Consider the following 15,625-nt stretch of genomic DNA (forward strand, 5'->3'; position numbering starts at 1 on the left):
TCTAGAGGTAGCGGGCAAAGACAGGGGATGCAATTGGCGACGCAAGACAATTCAGGCAGCTATCTGATAGCGCCCATGCCCGCACGTGCCGGACTGACCCGCAGCGTGACCGGGCGGGACCATACGGGCGCGCAGGTTGATCTGTCTGTGGTCGAGGAGCGGCCCCTGACGATTTATCTGAACGCGCAGGAAATCGTCACCGCCATGACCATCGGCGATTACCCCGAATATCTGGCGCTGGGTTTTCTGCGCAACCAGCGGATGCTGGGCGATGATGATGTTGTCACCGGCGTGGATTACGATGACGAGTTGCAGGTGGTGGTGGTGCGCACGGCGCGTCAGACCAACCACGAGGACAAGCTGAAGAAAAAGACCCGCACCAGCGGTTGCGCCGTGGGCACCGTCTTTGGTGACATGATGGAGGGGCTGGACGATGTCGTGCTGCCTGCCACGCCCGTGCGCACTTCTTGGCTGTATGCGCTAAGTGCCGCGATCAACCGCACGCCCTCGCTGTATCTTGAGGCAGGGGCGATCCACGGGACGGTGCTGTGCCATCAGGACCGTCCGCTGGTCTATATGGAAGACGTGGGCCGCCACAACGCGGTGGACAAGATCGCGGGCTGGATGCTGGACGAGGGCGTGAGCGCCGACGACAAAATCTTGTACACAACAGGGCGTTTAACGTCCGAAATGGTGATCAAGACCGCGATGATGGGCATTCCGGTGCTTGCGTCGCGTTCGGGGTTCACCGCCTGGGGCGTCGAGATTGCCCAGCAGGTCGGGCTGACCCTGATCGGTCGGATGCGCGGGCAGCGGTTTGTCTGTCTTGCGGGCGAGGATCGTCTGATCCGTGATGCTGATCCTGCTGCCGTGCAGGACGAACCGCGCAAGTCGGGCCGCAAGGGGGGCGAAGGATGAAGCAACCCTTGGGCGTGATCCTTGCCGGTGGTCTGGCCACGCGGATGGGCGGCGGTGACAAGGCGCTGTTGCCGTTGGGCGGACAGACCCTGTTGGCGCGGGTGATCGCGCGGCTGGAGCCGCAGGTGGCGGGGCTGGCGCTGAATGCCAATGGCGATGCGGCGCGGTTTGCGGGCTTTGGCTTGCCGGTTGTGGCCGACAGCGTGGACGGGTTTGCAGGGCCGTTGGCGGGCGTGCTGGCCGGGCTGGACTGGGCCGCCGGTCAGGGGGCCGATGCAATTGTGACCGTGGCTGGCGATACGCCGTTCTTTCCTTGCGATCTGGTGCCGCGTCTGCTGCGGGCCTCCGAAGGGATGGCCAACCCGCTGGCGTTGGCCGCGACGCCGCGCGGCGATGCGGATACGCGGTCGATGACGGGTGGGCTGATCCGGCACCCGACGTTCGGGTTGTGGCCCGTGGCCCTGCGCGATGACCTGCGCGCCGCCTTGAACGGCGGACTGCGCAAGGTGGTGATCTGGACCGACGCCCACGACGGGCGGCTGGCCGAGTTTCCAGACGCGGGCGATCCGTTTTTCAACGTCAACACGCCCGAGGATCTGGCGGCAGCAGAGGCGATGCTATGAGGATTTTTGGCGTTGTCGGCTGGAAGAACGCGGGCAAGACAGGGTTGATGGAACGGCTGGTGACAGAGATCACGGGGCGCGGGTTCACCGTCAGCACGGTCAAACATGCGCATCATTCCTTTGACGTGGATCACCCTGGAAAGGACAGCCACCGGCACCGTGTGGCGGGGGCATCCGAGGTGCTGCTGGCCTCGCGCAACCGTTTTGCGTTGATGCACGAGATGCGCGGCGCGGATGAGTTGCCGCTGTCGGAGCTGTTGAAAAAACTTTCGCCGGTCGATCTGGTGCTGGTCGAAGGGTATAAGCGCGACGCCCACCCCAAGGTCGAAGCACACAGGGCCGAGACCGGCAATCCGCTGATCGCGCCCGACGATCCGACGGTGCGGGCGGTGGCCAGCGACAGCGCGGTGGATGTGGGCGTGCCTGTGTTCGATCTGGACGACACGGTAGCGATTGCCGATTTCATACTGGCGCAGGTGGGTCTGTGATGTTCGACACAGTGATCGTGGTGGACTGGTCCGGGGGCAACGACCGTGGCCCGACGCCCAGGGCCGATGCGATCTGGGCCTGTGTGGCGCGCCGGGGCGTGGCAGAGGCACCAGTATATCTGCGCAACCGTCAGATGGCCGAGGGCTGGATTGGCGATACGGTGCTGGCCGAGCGGGCGGCGGGCCGTCGGGTGATGGTCGGATTCGATTTCCCCTTTGGCTATCCGCAGGGCTTTGCGCGCGCTGCGGCGGGCACGGATGATCCGCTGGCCTTGTGGGACTGGGTCGCGGAACGGATCGAGGATGCGCCCAAGGGCAACAACCGATTTGACGTGGCCGGTGCGATCAACCTGTCGCTGGGCGGCAAGGGGCCGTTCTGGGGCAATGGGTTGAAACGCGACGTGGACGGGTTGCCGCGCACCAAGGCAGGTTACGCCAACCCCTTTGCCGAGCGTCGCCGCGCCGAGGTGCTGGCGAAGGGGGCCTTTTCCGTCTGGCAGCTCAGCGGCGCCGGGTCGGTGGGGTCGCAGGCGCTGATGGGCTTGCCGGTGCTGGCGCGGTTGCGGCGGCGGTTCGAGGATGATCTGGCGGTCTGGCCGTTTCAACCGTTGGACGCAGGCATTGCGCTGGTCGAGGTCTGGCCCTCGCTGATTGCGCCCGAGATTGCGGCGCGGACGCAGCCGGACGAGATCAAGGATGCTGCACAGGTGCGGGTTCTGGCGCAGGTGTTGTCGGCGCTGAAAGCGGATCGGTTGACCGCGATGCTGGCTGACGGCGATGCGGCAGAGGGCTGGATTTTGGGGCTGGGGCATGAGGACGCCTTGCGCGGTGCACTGCGCGTAGATGCCCCCCAGCCGCCGCCCCTGTCCAACGACTGCTTTGCCTTGCCACCCGGTGTGAACTGGACGCCGGTGGACGCGGCTTTGGCCTTGCTGCAAGAGCGGCTGACGCCGGTCGCACAGGTGGAAACGGTTGCCGTCCAGCACGCGCTGGGTCGTGTGCTGTCCGCCCCTGTCACGGCACAGCGGTCCAACCCGCCGCGTCCGAATACCGCCGTGGACGGGTACGGCTTTGCCGGAGGCCGCGCGGCCGGCGTTCATGTATTGCCGCTGGTTGCGGGGCGTGCAGCGGCGGGCGGTGATTTCGACGGCGCGGTTCCTGCGGGCCATGCTGTGCGGGTGCTGACCGGGGCAGCCTTGCCTGCGGGCGTGGACACCGTGGTGCTGCAAGAGGACGTGACCGTTGATGGGCGGCGTATCGCGTTCAACGGGCCGGTCAAGGCGGGCGCGAACAGCCGTCGCGCGGGCGAGGATGTGGCTGCAGGCGACGAGGTGCTGCCGCAAGGGCGGCGGCTGACCCCAGCCGATCTGGCGCTTTTGGCGGCGGTGGGTGTCGGTGCGGTGCCGGTATTCGCGCCCCTGCGGGTTGGTGTGCTGTCCACGGGCGACGAATTGGCCGAGGCGGGCACGGATGCGGGCGAAACACAGATTTACGACGCCAATCGGCCGATGTTGCTGGGGCTGTTGAAGCGGCTGGGCCATCAGGCCGTGGACCTTGGCCGAGTGCGAGACGACCGCGCCGCGCTGGCGGCGGCTTTGGACGGTGCGCAGGTCGACGCGATCCTGACCAGCGGTGGTGCGTCGGCGGGGGATGAGGACCACGTGTCGGCCCTGCTGCGCGAGGCGGGGGCGCTGGCGCTGTGGCGCATTGCGGTCAAGCCGGGGCGGCCCCTGGCCTTGGGGATGTGGAAGGGCACGCCAGTCTTTGGGCTGCCGGGCAATCCGGTGGCGGCGATGGTTTGCACGCTGGTGTTCGCCGCCCCTGCGCTGGCGTTGCTGGCCGGGTCCGGTTGGCAGGAACCGCAGGGCTTTACGGTGCCTGCGGGATTCGAAAAGTCCAAGAAACCGGGCCGCCGCGAATATTTGCGCGCCCGGATGCGGGACGGCGTGGCCGAGGTGTTCCGGTCCGAAGGGTCGGGCCGGATCAGCGGGCTGAGCTGGGCCGAGGGGCTGGTGGAATTGCCCGACGGCCCGCTGGTGGTCAAACGCGGTGATCCGGTGCGCTTTATCCCCTGGGGTGGTTTCGGGCTGTGATCAGATGCCGTGGGCTTCAAAGGCCTTGCGCGCTGCCGCCACGCCGTTGATGCAGGCAGGCACACCGGCATAGACCGCAATCTGCAACAGGATTTCCACGATTTCTTCTCGCGTGACGCCGGTGTTCAGGGCGGCGCGGATGTGGAATTCAAGCTGCTCGGGCGCAGTTCCCATCGCGGTCAGCGCCGCCACCGTCAACATCTCGCGGGTGCGCAGGTCGATGCCGGGGCGGTCCAGCACGTCGACCAGGCCGAAGCCCAGAAGCGTGTCGAAGAGGTCAGGGGCCATGCTGTTCAGGTTGGCTTGCACCTTGGCCGCCGCCCCTTTCTCCAGGGTTTCAAGCAATGCGATGGTCCGGTCGGTGCGGGGGGTGCTCATGCGTTCACTCCTTTCATGCCTTCTGCGGTATAGCGGTCGCCCGCCACGTCCAGTGCGGCGATGGCGCGATTGAGGGTTGTCTGTTCCTCTGTGTTCAGGGTGATGTCGGTGGCGGCTATGTTCTCTTCGAGATATTTCAACCGTTTGGTGCCGGGGATCGGCACGATGTGGTCGCCCTTGGACAGCAGCCAGGCCAGCGCGATCTGCGCAGGAGTGCAGCCTTTGGCGGTGGCCAATTGACGGACACAGTCGACGATGCGGGTGTTGCTGGCCATGTTGTCAGCAGAAAACCGCGGCAGGTGCGCGCGGGAGTCGCCGCTGCCAAAGGTGGTTTCCTTGTCGAACGCGCCCGTCAGGAACCCGCGCCCCAACGGCGAGTAAGGCACGAAGCCAATGCCCAGTTCCGCGCAGGTGGGCAGAACCTCTGCTTCAACCTCGCGGGTCCATAGGGAGTATTCTGTTTGCACCGCCGTCACGGGATGCACCGCATGAGCGCGGCGCAGGGTGGGGGCGCTGACCTCGCACAGGCCGATGTGGGCGATCTTGCCCTGCGCCACCAGGTCTGACAGCGCGTGCATCACCTCTTCGATGGGCAGGGCGGGATTGATGCGGTGGACATAATAGAGGTCGATCCGCTCGACCCCCAGCCGTTTTAGCGAGGCCTCGCAGGCACGGCGCACATAGTCCGGGCTGTTGTCGATCTCGCGACGGTATTCGCCCGCGTTGCGGACGATGCCGAACTTGGTGGCAATCTCGGCCTGTGGTTTGCGGGTGCGCAGGAATTGGCCCAACAGTTCCTCGTTGTGGTGGGGGCCGTACGTATCTGCGGTGTCGAAGAACGTAACCCCCAGATCGGCGGCGCGGTTCAGGACGGCCAGCGATTGCGTGTCATCACGGGGGCCGTAAAATTCGCTCATCCCCATGCAGCCAAGGCCAAGGGCCGAGACGGAAAATTCGGGTGTCAGATGTCGGCGGTGCATATCGTGTCCTTTCGGTTGAGGAATGAGGACAAGATGCGTATTCTGATTTCGAAAAAATATAGAGAATATCAGAAGGCTGTTTTCGAAAAATGGAAGATGCATTGAACTGGAACGACACGCCCGCCTTTTTGGCTGTGGCGCGGACCGGGACGCTGACTGGGGCGGCGGCGTCCCTTGGCGCGGGCGTGGCCACTGTTTCGCGGCGAATCGAACGGCTGGAGGCGGCGCTGGGTGTGCCGTTGTTCGCGCGGGCACAGACCGGATACCAGTTGACCGATGAGGGCACCGCATTGATGCCCCGCGCCGAGGCGTTGGAGGCGGCCATGGAAGGGTTCCAAAGTGCAGCTCAAGCGGGGCGCGGCGTGCGCGGGCACGTGCGGTTGGCGACGGCGGAAAATCTGGCTAATCCGCTGCTGATTCCGTCACTGGCCTCGCTGCTGGCGGCGCATCCGGGGCTGACGGTCGAGGTGTCGACGGACGTCGCCTCGGTCAACCTGCACAAGCGGGACGCGGATCTGGCGGTGCGCATGGTGCGGCCCACACGCGGGCACCTGACGGTGCGGCGGATCGGAACGCTGGGCTTTGGACTGTATGGCGCGGTGGACTACATGGCGCAGCGCGGCGGGGGCGTGGGGTTCGAGGCGGACAGCTATATCGGCTGGGCGGACCGCTTTGGCGACCTGCCGGCGGCACAATGGCTGGCGCGCAGCTTTCGCGACACTGCGCCTGTGGTCGTGACGTCTACGCTCGCCTCACAGCTGAGCGCGGCAAGGGCGGGGCTGGGACTGGCCGTGCTGCCGCATTTTCTGGCGCAGGAGGCAGGGTTGGAACGGCTGCCGGTGGAATTGGGCGTGGATCAGGACATCTGGCTGGTGATGCACAGCGATCTGATGGCCTCACAGCGGGTGCGGGTGGTGGCGGATCATCTGGTGGGCGTGATTGATGCGCACGCGGCGCGGTTGCGCGGGACATAGGTGTCCCGCTGGTCAGTCAAACGTCCCTGCCACACGGCCCAGCAGCATGAAAGCACGCGCAGTGCGGGTGTCGGCCAGCGCCGAGATATCGGCGTCATCGGCTTCGGCCTCGAATGCGGCAAAGCTGCGGTCGAAACGGCGCAGGAAATGGTGCGCGGCATCGCGGAAGATCGGGTCCTGTTTCATCCGCCCGGCAGTGAGCGCCAGCGAAGAGCGGTCCCGCACGCCACCCAGCGCGGCAACACTGCGGCCACGTGCGCCCTGGGCAAAGCTGCGCCAGATCTCGGGGCGGGCACGGTCGGGGCGCAGGTCGTCCATATAGATGCCGTCCTGGCTGAGCAGGGTCAGAATGTCCTGGGCCGCCTGGATCATCTGGGCCGTAGGCCGGTCCTTGAGCGCGCGGCGGAGGGCGGAAAAGCCCGCGGCATCCTCGGCGGTTTCAGGGAAATTCAGGGCGCGGATGAAATCCTCGCGCGCGAGGGGGGGCGCGGTTTCTTCTGACGTGGTGCCAAGGGCCAGCTTGGGCTGGTCGTCGGCAGCCTGCGGCGCCATGGGCGGGGGCGTGTGCCGGGCTGGTTGCACCGCGTCGCGGCGGGTGTGGAAGGTGGCCAACGTGGTTTCGGTTTTCTTGGCGGCCGCCGCGATTTCATCCAGCTTGCGCGCGACGGAAGGTTCAATCGACTTATCGCGGCTGTGCTGCTGAGCGATATAGGCCTGGCGGATGGCATCGATCGCCGCCTGCAACCGCTGGCTTTCCTCGCGCATGACGCGGCTGGCCTTGGCAGCCGTGGCTGCGACCCAGATCATGCCCACCGGCATGAAGATGGCCAGCATGGTCATCAGGAACATCAGTCCGCTGTTGCCGCTCTCCTGTCCCTCGGGCGCCGATGGCATGCTGAGAAAGAAGACCGCCGACCCCAGCAGCCAGATGGCAGACAGGGCAATGGCGGCGATCTCGATTCCCGAGATGCCCTCGGAGCGCGGGCGGTCATAGATACCCAGCGGCGTCGGGCGCGCCAATGTCGGCGACCCGGGGCGGGACGGGCTCTGATTGGATGCGTTTGCGCTGGGCGACGTGTCGGCCATGTCTGGAGTTCCGATCAGATGAACGCGATTTTCAGCACTTCATAGGATTTGCCGCCGCCGGGGGTGTGTACCTCGACGCTGTCACCTTCTTCCTTGCCGATCAGGGCGCGGGCGATGGGAGATTTGATGTTCAGCAGGCCTGCCTCGATGTTGGCCTCGTATTCGCCCACGATCTGATAGGTTTTCTCTTCGTCGGTGTCCTCGTCGACCAGGGTGACGGTCGCGCCAAACTTGATGGCGCCTTTCATCTTGGTTGGGTCGATCACATCAGCCAGCGAAATAACGCCTTCCAGCTCCTTGATGCGTCCCTCGATGAAAGACTGCTTTTCCTTGGCGGAATGGTATTCGGCGTTTTCCGACAGGTCGCCATGTTCGCGCGCTTCGGCGATAGCCTTGATGATGGCAGGGCGCTCGACGGATTTCAGGTGCTTGAGTTCGGTCTCAAGGGCTTGGTGACCCTTGCGGGTCATCGGGATCTTTTCCATAGGTCACGTCCAGCAGATTTGGGCGGCCAAAGAGGCCGCCGGTCAATGTTGCATGCTAACTGACCTATTGCGGCGGGGGATTGCAAGGGCCGCCTGTGGTCGAGGGGACGAATGTCGCCGATCCGCCGGGCTTGATGCGCGGGTTTTGGAGGGGGGCGCTACCCCCACGCCTTGCGGCGTTCCCCCGGAGTTTACCTGGCAAGATGAATGGCAGGATCAGTCATATTGCACCACCTCGTATTCGATGCCGTCGGAATCGTGGAAGTAAAAGCGACGGCCCGGTTCATAGTCGGCGTGGTTCTTGGTGACAAAGCCGCGCGCCTTGATCCGGGTTTCCAGCGCGTCGAGGTCGTCGGTGGTGACGGCAATGTGGTTCAGCCCGCCCACGGTGGTATAGCTGGATTCCTTTGCCTTTTGTGGCGCGTCGGGGCTGTAGAGCGCCAGATAATGCGCGTCTGTGCCAACATGGATGCTGTGACCGCCTGCAATCGCGTCGCCCTTCCAGCGGATGTGCCAGCCGAACAGGTCGCACATCCACTCGGCGGTGGCGGCAGGATCGGAGACGGTGAAATTGGCATGTTCAAGGTGGGCGGGCATGGTGGATTTTCCTTTTGATTTGGTCCGTGTTTTGCTACCGTAATTGCTAAACTTAACTTTAGGTCAAGGGATTTTTTGAGCATGGCAAAAGATGGATTGAGCATTGGTGATCTGGCGGCGCGGACCGGTTTGGCGGTGTCGGCGATCCGGTATTATGAGGCACAGGGGCTGATTGACCCCTGGCGCAATGCAGGCGGACAGCGGCGGTTCGAGCGGGCGGATATCAGGCGGCTGTCATTCGTGATGATCGCGCAGCAGTTCGGCTTTACCCTGCCGCAGATTCGCGCCGAACTGGACCTTCTGCCCAAGGGCCGCGTGCCGACCAAGGCGGACTGGGCCCGTATCAGCACAGGCTTTCGCGCGGCGCTGGATGAACGGATCGACACGCTTGAGCGGATGCGCGACACGCTGGACAGTTGCATTGGGTGCGGCTGTCTGAGCCTGGACAGCTGTGCGTTGTACAACCCCGGTGACCGCGCGCGAGAGAAGGGCACCGGGCCACGGTATTTGATGGGTGATCGACCGACAGACTGAAGGCTTTGCCCACATGCCGCTGTCCTGCGAAAAACCGTCGCAGCCGAGGCGTGTTGACGACGTGTTTCCATTGCAATGACCGCCTCTGTGGTTTAGCCAAGCGCGAAAGATTGTTGCGCGTTGCGGTGTTTGCACGCGCTTTTGCACAAGGAGCCGCCGAGCATGGCCGATACAGAACGCGAAGCGATGGAATATGATGTGGTCATCGTCGGGGCCGGGCCTGCGGGTCTTTCGGCGGCGATCCGTCTGAAACAACTGGACGCCGATCTGAACGTGGTCGTGCTGGAAAAAGGCTCGGAAGTGGGCGCGCATATCCTGTCGGGTGCGGTGCTGGACCCTTGCGGGCTGGATGCGCTGATCCCTGACTGGAAAGAAAAGGGCGCGCCGGTCACGATCCCTGTCAAGGAAGACAACTTTTACATGCTGGGTGAAGCGGGCCAGGTCCGTATCCCGAACTTTCCCATGCCGCCGCTGATGAACAACCACGGCAACTATATCGTGTCGATGGGCAACGTCTGCCGCTGGATGGCCGAGCAGGCCGAAGCGCTGGGTGTCGAAGTGTTCCCCGGCATGGCCTGTTCCGAACTGGTCTACGGCGAAAACGGCGAAGTCAAGGGCGTGGTTGCAGGTGAGTTCGGCATTTCCGCCGATGGCACCAAGGGGGACAGCTATGAGCCGGGCATGGAGTTGCACGGCAAATACGTGTTCCTGGGCGAGGGCGTACGCGGATCTCTGTCGAAAGAGGTCATCGCGAAATACGACCTGTCGGCCGGCAAGGAACCGCAGAAATTCGGTCTTGGCATGAAAGAGATCTGGGAGATCGACCCGGCCAAGCACAAGGAAGGCACCGTCACCCACACGATGGGCTGGCCGTTGGGCAGCAAGGCGGGTGGCGGTTCGTTCATCTATCACCTTGATAACAATCAGGTCTATGTCGGGTTCGTGGTCCACCTGGGTTACAAGAACCCCTATGTGTTCCCCTACATGGAGTTCCAGCAGTTCAAGCATCACCCGATGGTGGCCGAGCTGCTGAAAGGCGGCAAGCGCGTGGCTTATGGCGCGCGGGCGATCACCGAAGGCGGCTATCAGTCGATGCCCAAGATGGTGGCACCGGGTGTGGCGCTGCTGGGCTGTTCGGTGGGCATGGTCAACGTGCCGCGTATCAAGGGCAACCACAATGCGATGCTGTCCGGCAAGGCAGCGGCCGAGGCTGCGTTTGAAGCGATCAAGGCGGACCGCTCGGGCGACGAGTTGACCGCATATGAGGACGAGGTGCGCAACGGCGCCATCGGCAAGGATCTGAAAAAGGTCCGCAACGTCAAGCCATTGTGGTCGAAATACGGGCTGACCGCATCGCTGGCGCTGGGCGGGTTCGACATGTGGTGCAACACGCTGGGCTTTTCGTTGCTGGGCACGCTGGGGCACGGCAAGTCCGACGCGGATGCGACCGAGCCTGCGGAAAAGCACAAGGAAATCAGCTATCCCAAGCCGGACGGCAAGCTGTCCTTTGACCGTCTGACCAACGTGGCCTTCAGCTTTACCAACCACGAGGAAAGCCAGCCTGCGCACCTGAAGCTGAAAGATCCAAGCATTCCGGTCGAGCGGAACCTGCCGGTTTATGCCGGTCCGTCGGCGCGCTATTGCCCTGCCGGTGTGTACGAGTTTGTGACAGAGGACGGCAAGGACCCGCGCTTTGTCATCAACTTCCAGAACTGCGTGCACTGCAAGACATGCGACATCAAGGATCCCAGCCAGAACATCAACTGGACCACGCCGCAGGGCGGGGACGGGCCGAACTACCCGAACATGTGATGCCCCTGGTGGCGTGAGAAAAAGGCGGGCGCAGGCCCGCCTTTTTGCGTTCAGAGGGTTTTGGCATAGGCCGCAAGTTGGTCGACCACGGTGCCCCAGCCGTCGAAAAAGCCCATATCTTCGTGGTTCTGGCGGCTTTCTGCAGAGCGGTGGCGTGCTGTGGCTGTGTAGATCGTGCCGCCTGCGCCGTCGTCTTCGAATTCGACGATGGCGGTCATGAATGGATCTGGGTTGGGTTTCCAGCCTTCGCTGTAGGTGTCGGTGAACACCAGTTTGCGCTGTGGGATCAATTCGAGAAAAACGCCGTTGTTCTCCATCGTGTTGCCCTCAACCTCAAATGTGGTGTTGAACCGCCCGCCGGTCCTCAGGTCGATCTCGCAGGCTGTGACCTTGTGGGGTTTGGGGACGAAAAAGGCCTTGATGTGTTCCGGCGTGGTCCAGCATTCCCAAAGCAGGGCGGGGGACACGTCGATTTTGCGTGTAAAGGTCAGGTCGGTTTGGGGGTCAAGTTCCATTGGCGCGGTCCTTTGCGAGTTGTCTTGCGTAATCTTCCAGTTGGTCAAGGCGGCGGGTCCACAGGTCGGACTGTTGGCCCAGCCAGTTCTGCACCGGCATGAACGCGGCGTCCGTGCGCGTATAGGTGCGGGTCCGCCCCGACTTGGTCGAGGTGATCAGCCCGGCACCTTCAAGCTTGGCCAGATGTCCCAGCAGCGACGGCATCGCCATGTCATGCGGGGCGGCCAGTTCGCTGGTGGTGGCAGGCCCGCGCGACAGGCGGTCCATGATGGCGCGCCGCGTGGGATCGGCCAAGGCCGCGAATATCTGGTCGAGGTGTGAATCATACTTAGCCATTTTCCTAAGTATTCAGATTTCCCGTGATCTGACAAGAGACTCCATGACCCTGCGCGCATCTTGTGCAATTAGCCGCCGTAACTCACAGCTTTGTTTACCACCCCGCGCGCAGGCCCATTGCGCCCGCGTGCAGACCTGATAGCCTTATTCCAAACGAAATCAGACGAGGCAGTCGCGTGATCCGAACCATTCTGAAAAGCACCGCAGCCACAGCCCTGATCTGGACGCTGGCGACGCCGCTGGCCGCGCAGGATGTTGCAGGCCCCTATCTGGCGGCGCGGCAAGCTTCGTATCTGAACGATTTTGGTATGGCGGCACGCTATTACGATACCGCGCTGTTGCACGACACCGATAACGCCGCCCTGATGGAGGACGCGACGCTGGCGCATTTGCTGCTGGGCGACGTGTTACAGGCGCTGCCGATCGCCCTGAAGATGGAAGAAGCGGGCCTGCGCAGTCAGGCGGCGCATATGGCAATCATTGCCGACATGGCGCAGCGCGAGGATTACGACGCGCTGCTGGACCGTGATATGGACACCCAAGGCATCGGGCCGCTGGTCGATGGTCTGCTGACAGGTTGGGCCCATGTGGGCGCGGGAGATTTGAAAGCGGGGCTTGCGGGCTTTGACAAGGTTTCGCGCGAGCAGGGCCTGAAGGGCTTTGCGCTCTATCACAAGGCGATGGCGTTGGCGATGAGCGGTGAATATGAGGCTGCTGAGGCGATTTTCTCGGGCACCGACAGTGGCACCATGGTCCGCACCCGACGTGGCGCCATGGCGCGTGCCGAAGTGCTGAGCCAGCTGGATCGCAACGCCGATGCGGTGGCGAGCCTGCAAGAGGCATTTGGCGGAAGCCTGGACCCCGAGCTTGAACGGGTGATCACGGCCCTTGAGGCGGGGGAAACCCTGCCGTTTACCCATGTCACTTCGGCCCGCGACGGGTTGGCAGAAGTGTTCTATTCGCTGGCCGGTGCGCTGCGCAGCGAGGCGTCGGCGGACTATACGTTGCTTTATGGTCGTCTGGCCCGCTACCTGCGTCCCAACCATGTGGACGCGCTGCTGTTGAATGCAGAGCTTCTGGAAGAACTGGACCAATACGATCTGGCCATCGCTGTCTACAAGGAAGTGCCCGCCAGTGATCCGGCCTTTCACGCCGCCGAACTGGGGCGCGCCGCGGCCTTGCGCCGCGCGGACAAGCCGGATGCGGCGATCGAAGTGCTGGAGCAACTGACGCGCAGCTATCCCGATCTGCCGGTGGTCTTTTCCACGTTGGGCGACGTGTTGCGCCAGCAGGACCAGTTTGCCGAATCCATTGCCGCCTATGACCGTGCGCTTGAACTGACGGCAGAGGGGGCGCGGGCCGAATGGTTCCTGCTGTATGCCCGCGCCATCGCACACGAACGTCTGGGTCAGTGGAAAGAGGCCGAGGCGGATTTCCGTCACGCGCTGGCGTTGAACCCCGGTCAGCCGCAGGTGCTGAATTATCTTGGCTATTCGATGGTCGAGCAGCAGGTCAATCTGGACGAAGCCCTGGAGATGATCGAACAGGCGGTCGCGGCCAGCCCGGACAGTGGCTATATCATCGACAGCCTCGGATGGGTGCTTTACCGGCTTGGACGCTACGAAGAGGCGATTGTTCACATGGAACGCGCGGCCCAGCTTGAGCCGGTTGACGCGGTTGTCAACGATCACCTGGGTGACACGTTGTGGGCCGTGGGCCGCAAGCGCGAAGCGCGGTTCCAGTGGCGACGGGCGCTGTCCTTTGTCGATGCCACCGAGGAGAACAGTGAAGCCGATCCCGCCCGGATCCGCCGCAAGCTTGAGGTCGGCCTGGACAAGGTGCTGGCCGAAGAGGGCGCGCCGCCCCTGAAAGTGGCCGTTGATCCTTGACCGCTGAACCTGTGGCGATGGCGGGCCTGCGGGTCTTTGCCCCTGCCAAGATCAACCTGACACTTCATGTGACGGGGCAGCGGGCGGATGGCTATCACCTGCTGGATTCGCTGGTGGTGTTTGCCGATGTGGGCGACGTGGTTCAACTGCACCCTGCTGATGCCTGGTCATTGCGCGTGGATGGTCCCGAGGGCGGCGAGGTGCCTGCGGGTGACGACAACCTTGTGCTGCGGGTGGCGCGGCTGTTTCCTGATCTGGCGGCGGCGCTGACCCTGACCAAGGACCTGCCGGTCGCTTCGGGCATCGGCGGCGGTTCTGCCGATGCGGCGGCGGTCTGGCGGGGCCTTTGCCAGATGGCAGGGCGTGACGCAGATGCAGCACAGTTGTTGCAGCTAGGCGCGGATATTCCCGTGTGCGTCCCTTCGGGTGCGGCGCGGATGCAAGGCATAGGCGAGGCTGTGACACCGCTGGCAGGATTGCCCGCCTTGCACGTGGTGCTGGCCAATCCGCGTGTGGCCGTGTCCACACCGCAGATATTCAGGGCTCTGGCGCGCAAGGACAATGCGCCGATGCCTGACGTGCTGCCCGTGTTCGCGGATGCTGCGGCCCTGTGCGACTGGCTGGGGACGCAGCGCAACGATCTGCAAGCGGCGGCCGAGGCGCTGGAACCACAGATCACCCAGACCTGTCAGGCGCTGGCGGCTTTGCCGCGTTGTTTGCTGGCGCGGATGTCCGGGTCGGGTGCAACCTGTTTCGGCGTGTTCGCCACGGCACAGGACGCTGCAGAGGCGGCAGCGATCCTGTCATCGGCGCGACCGGGCTGGTGGGTGCGCGACGGTGCGTTGGGGTCGATGCGGGCCCAGGCTGCACCACGCCCCCTCAACTGATCCGGTCGACCACGAAGTCTGCCAGATCAACCAGCATATCCTTGATGTCATGATCGGGCAGGGGGGCCAGCGACGCCTTGGCCCGTTCCGCCCAGCCGATCGCGTCGACGCGTGTTTCGGCCAGGGTGCCGTGCTTGTTCAGCAAGGCCAGCGCATGATCCAGATCGCCCGCGTCCTGCTTGCCCTTTTCGATGGTCCGCACCCAAAAGGCCCGTTCGTCGGCACTGGCCTTGGCCACGGCCTTGATCACGGGCAGGGTCAGCTTGCGTTCGCGGAAATCGTCGCCGATGTTCTTGCCGGTCGCTTCGGACTGGCCCTGATAGTCCAGCAGGTCGTCAACGATCTGGAACGCCACACCCAGTGCGTCACCGTAATCAAAAAGCGCCTTGACCGTCGCGGCGTCGGCATCGGCAATGACGCCGCCCACCTCCATCGCCGCCGAAAACAGCGCCGCTGTCTTGCCGCGTACGACTTGCAGATAGACGGCTTCGTCCGTTGCCAGATCCTGTGCCGCGGTCAGTTGCAGCACCTCGCCCTCGGCGATGGTGGCAGCGGCGTTGGACAGGATGCGCATGACTTCCATCGAGCCGCATTCGGTCATCAACTGAAAGGACCGTGCGAACAGATAATCCCCGACCAGAACGCTGGACGTGTTGTCCCACAGCAAGTTGGCGGTGGGACGGCCGCGCCGCTGTTCGCTTTCGTCGACAACATCGTCATGCAACAGCGTGGCGGTGTGGATGAATTCAACCGTGGCGGCCAGATGCACGTGGTAGGGTCCTGTGTAGCCACACAAATGTGCCGACGCCAACGTCAGCATCGGGCGCAGTCGCTTGCCGCCTGCACCGACCAGATGCGCGGTCACCTCGGGGATGCGCGGCGCGTGTTCCGAGGCCATCTTGGTGCGGATCAGCGTATTGACCGCGTCCATGTCGTCTGCCAGCCGTGCGGCCAGCCGGTCATGCGGCTTTAACATCGGTGCGGTGCTGTCCATCTTGCCCCCATTGGCCCCTGTACATTAAGGGCCAC

The 15,625-nt window shown here is 63.8% G+C and carries 17 protein-coding genes; 9 read left to right on the forward strand and 8 right to left on the reverse strand.

Annotated elements, in window-relative coordinates; translation table 11 throughout:
- Positions 1-27 precede the first annotated feature (27 nt).
- From BUC08_RS09930 to BUC08_RS09945, 4 genes are read left to right on the forward strand one after another with little or no spacing between them, the layout of a single operon-like run.
- Positions 28-918 carry a formate dehydrogenase accessory sulfurtransferase FdhD gene (locus BUC08_RS09930; RefSeq protein ID WP_037924248.1) on the forward strand — a complete coding sequence of 297 codons (891 nt, stop codon included), beginning with the start codon at positions 28-30 and terminating at the stop codon, positions 916-918.
- Positions 915-1,541 carry a molybdenum cofactor guanylyltransferase MobA gene (gene mobA / locus BUC08_RS09935; RefSeq protein ID WP_037924245.1) on the forward strand — a complete coding sequence of 209 codons (627 nt, stop codon included), beginning with the start codon at positions 915-917 and terminating at the stop codon, positions 1,539-1,541. The genes BUC08_RS09930 and mobA overlap by 4 nt, the downstream gene beginning before the upstream one ends.
- Positions 1,538-2,029, forward strand: coding sequence for a molybdopterin-guanine dinucleotide biosynthesis protein B (gene mobB, locus BUC08_RS09940; RefSeq protein ID WP_037924243.1), 492 nt, complete (start codon positions 1,538-1,540; stop codon positions 2,027-2,029). Before mobA ends, mobB begins: the two co-directional genes overlap by 4 nt.
- Positions 2,029-4,122, forward strand: a complete 2,094-nt coding sequence (locus BUC08_RS09945; RefSeq protein ID WP_174861637.1) for a molybdopterin-binding protein — start codon at positions 2,029-2,031, stop codon at positions 4,120-4,122. The genes mobB and BUC08_RS09945 overlap by 1 nt, the downstream gene beginning before the upstream one ends.
- On the opposite strand, the gene BUC08_RS09950 is transcribed toward BUC08_RS09945, so the two are convergent.
- Entirely contained in the window at positions 4,123-4,500 is a 378-nt protein-coding gene (locus BUC08_RS09950) for a carboxymuconolactone decarboxylase family protein (protein WP_037924239.1), read from the reverse strand.
- Complete coding sequence (locus BUC08_RS09955; RefSeq protein ID WP_037924236.1) at positions 4,497-5,480, reverse strand: aldo/keto reductase; 984 nt, start codon at positions 5,478-5,480, stop codon at positions 4,497-4,499. The genes BUC08_RS09950 and BUC08_RS09955 overlap by 4 nt, the downstream gene beginning before the upstream one ends.
- 89 nt (positions 5,481-5,569) lie before the next feature.
- Here BUC08_RS09955 and BUC08_RS09960 point away from each other — a divergent pair, with 89 nt between their 5' ends.
- Positions 5,570-6,454, forward strand: a complete 885-nt coding sequence (locus BUC08_RS09960) for a LysR family transcriptional regulator (protein WP_174861638.1) — start codon at positions 5,570-5,572, stop codon at positions 6,452-6,454.
- 12 nt (positions 6,455-6,466) lie between these two features.
- Here the strand turns inward: BUC08_RS09960 and BUC08_RS09965 are convergent, their stop codons facing one another.
- From BUC08_RS09965 to BUC08_RS09975, 3 genes are all read right to left on the reverse strand, one after another.
- A complete protein-coding gene (locus BUC08_RS09965; RefSeq protein WP_037924234.1) occupies positions 6,467-7,540 on the reverse strand; it encodes a hypothetical protein in 1,074 nt (357 codons plus the stop codon).
- A gap of 14 nt (positions 7,541-7,554) precedes the next feature.
- Positions 7,555-8,025 (reverse strand): transcription elongation factor GreA, encoded by a 471-nt coding sequence (greA, locus tag BUC08_RS09970; RefSeq protein ID WP_037924232.1) that lies wholly within the window; start codon positions 8,023-8,025, stop codon positions 7,555-7,557.
- 216 nt (positions 8,026-8,241) lie between these two features.
- Positions 8,242-8,622: a VOC family protein gene (locus BUC08_RS09975; RefSeq protein ID WP_037924229.1), complete on the reverse strand. Its 381-nt coding sequence runs from the start codon at positions 8,620-8,622 to the stop codon at positions 8,242-8,244.
- A gap of 81 nt (positions 8,623-8,703) precedes the next feature.
- Between BUC08_RS09975 and soxR the strand changes: the two genes are divergently transcribed.
- Positions 8,704-9,156 (forward strand): redox-sensitive transcriptional activator SoxR, encoded by a 453-nt coding sequence (soxR, locus tag BUC08_RS09980; RefSeq protein ID WP_037924227.1) that lies wholly within the window; start codon positions 8,704-8,706, stop codon positions 9,154-9,156.
- A gap of 162 nt (positions 9,157-9,318) precedes the next feature.
- Positions 9,319-10,968: an electron transfer flavoprotein-ubiquinone oxidoreductase gene (locus BUC08_RS09985; RefSeq protein ID WP_037924225.1), complete on the forward strand. Its 1,650-nt coding sequence runs from the start codon at positions 9,319-9,321 to the stop codon at positions 10,966-10,968.
- 50 nt (positions 10,969-11,018) lie between these two features.
- Here the strand turns inward: BUC08_RS09985 and BUC08_RS09990 are convergent, their stop codons facing one another.
- Together BUC08_RS09990 and BUC08_RS09995 are read right to left on the reverse strand one after the other, a co-directional pair.
- On the reverse strand, positions 11,019-11,483 hold the full coding sequence (locus BUC08_RS09990; RefSeq protein ID WP_037924221.1) for an SRPBCC family protein: 465 nt from the start codon (positions 11,481-11,483) through the stop codon (positions 11,019-11,021).
- Complete coding sequence (locus tag BUC08_RS09995) at positions 11,473-11,820, reverse strand: ArsR/SmtB family transcription factor (protein WP_037924217.1); 348 nt, start codon at positions 11,818-11,820, stop codon at positions 11,473-11,475. Before BUC08_RS09995 ends, BUC08_RS09990 begins: the two co-directional genes overlap by 11 nt.
- Before the next feature lie 176 nt (positions 11,821-11,996).
- On the opposite strand from BUC08_RS09995, the gene BUC08_RS10000 reads away from it, so the two are divergent.
- The gene (locus BUC08_RS10000; protein WP_037924215.1) at positions 11,997-13,709 is read left to right on the forward strand and encodes a tetratricopeptide repeat protein; all 1,713 of its coding nucleotides are present in this window, start codon (positions 11,997-11,999) and stop codon (positions 13,707-13,709) included.
- 17 nt (positions 13,710-13,726) lie between these two features.
- The gene (locus BUC08_RS10005; protein WP_037924666.1) at positions 13,727-14,596 is read left to right on the forward strand and encodes a 4-(cytidine 5'-diphospho)-2-C-methyl-D-erythritol kinase; all 870 of its coding nucleotides are present in this window, start codon (positions 13,727-13,729) and stop codon (positions 14,594-14,596) included.
- Here BUC08_RS10005 and BUC08_RS10010 read toward each other — a convergent pair.
- Positions 14,589-15,590 carry a polyprenyl synthetase family protein gene (locus BUC08_RS10010; RefSeq protein ID WP_037924212.1) on the reverse strand — a complete coding sequence of 334 codons (1,002 nt, stop codon included), beginning with the start codon at positions 15,588-15,590 and terminating at the stop codon, positions 14,589-14,591. The genes BUC08_RS10005 and BUC08_RS10010 overlap by 8 nt on opposite strands.
- Positions 15,591-15,625: the final 35 nt, after the last annotated feature.

The organism is Pseudosulfitobacter pseudonitzschiae, from assembly GCF_900129395.1.
Lineage (GTDB): Bacteria > Pseudomonadota > Alphaproteobacteria > Rhodobacterales > Rhodobacteraceae > Pseudosulfitobacter > Pseudosulfitobacter pseudonitzschiae.

Excerpts from the sequence above, each read along its gene's own strand:
- BUC08_RS09990 (WP_037924221.1), bottom strand. The coding sequence starts at position 11,483 with ATGGAACTTGACCCCCAAACCGACCTGACCTTTACACGCAAAATCGAC.
- BUC08_RS09965 (WP_037924234.1), bottom strand. The coding sequence starts at position 7,540 with ATGGCCGACACGTCGCCCAGCGCAAACGCATCCAATCAGAGCCCGTCC.
- BUC08_RS09945 (WP_174861637.1), top strand. The coding sequence starts at position 2,029 with ATGTTCGACACAGTGATCGTGGTGGACTGGTCCGGGGGCAACGACCGT.
- BUC08_RS09985 (WP_037924225.1), top strand. The coding sequence starts at position 9,319 with ATGGCCGATACAGAACGCGAAGCGATGGAATATGATGTGGTCATCGTC.
- mobB (WP_037924243.1), top strand. The coding sequence starts at position 1,538 with ATGAGGATTTTTGGCGTTGTCGGCTGGAAGAACGCGGGCAAGACAGGG.
- soxR (WP_037924227.1), top strand. The coding sequence starts at position 8,704 with ATGGCAAAAGATGGATTGAGCATTGGTGATCTGGCGGCGCGGACCGGT.
- mobA (WP_037924245.1), top strand. The coding sequence starts at position 915 with ATGAAGCAACCCTTGGGCGTGATCCTTGCCGGTGGTCTGGCCACGCGG.
- BUC08_RS09955 (WP_037924236.1), bottom strand. The coding sequence starts at position 5,480 with ATGCACCGCCGACATCTGACACCCGAATTTTCCGTCTCGGCCCTTGGC.
- BUC08_RS10010 (WP_037924212.1), bottom strand. The coding sequence starts at position 15,590 with ATGGACAGCACCGCACCGATGTTAAAGCCGCATGACCGGCTGGCCGCA.
- BUC08_RS09995 (WP_037924217.1), bottom strand. The coding sequence starts at position 11,820 with ATGGCTAAGTATGATTCACACCTCGACCAGATATTCGCGGCCTTGGCC.
- BUC08_RS09975 (WP_037924229.1), bottom strand. The coding sequence starts at position 8,622 with ATGCCCGCCCACCTTGAACATGCCAATTTCACCGTCTCCGATCCTGCC.
- greA (WP_037924232.1), bottom strand. The coding sequence starts at position 8,025 with ATGGAAAAGATCCCGATGACCCGCAAGGGTCACCAAGCCCTTGAGACC.
- BUC08_RS10005 (WP_037924666.1), top strand. The coding sequence starts at position 13,727 with ATGGCGGGCCTGCGGGTCTTTGCCCCTGCCAAGATCAACCTGACACTT.
- BUC08_RS09930 (WP_037924248.1), top strand. The coding sequence starts at position 28 with ATGCAATTGGCGACGCAAGACAATTCAGGCAGCTATCTGATAGCGCCC.
- BUC08_RS09960 (WP_174861638.1), top strand. The coding sequence starts at position 5,570 with ATGGAAGATGCATTGAACTGGAACGACACGCCCGCCTTTTTGGCTGTG.
- BUC08_RS09950 (WP_037924239.1), bottom strand. The coding sequence starts at position 4,500 with ATGAGCACCCCCCGCACCGACCGGACCATCGCATTGCTTGAAACCCTG.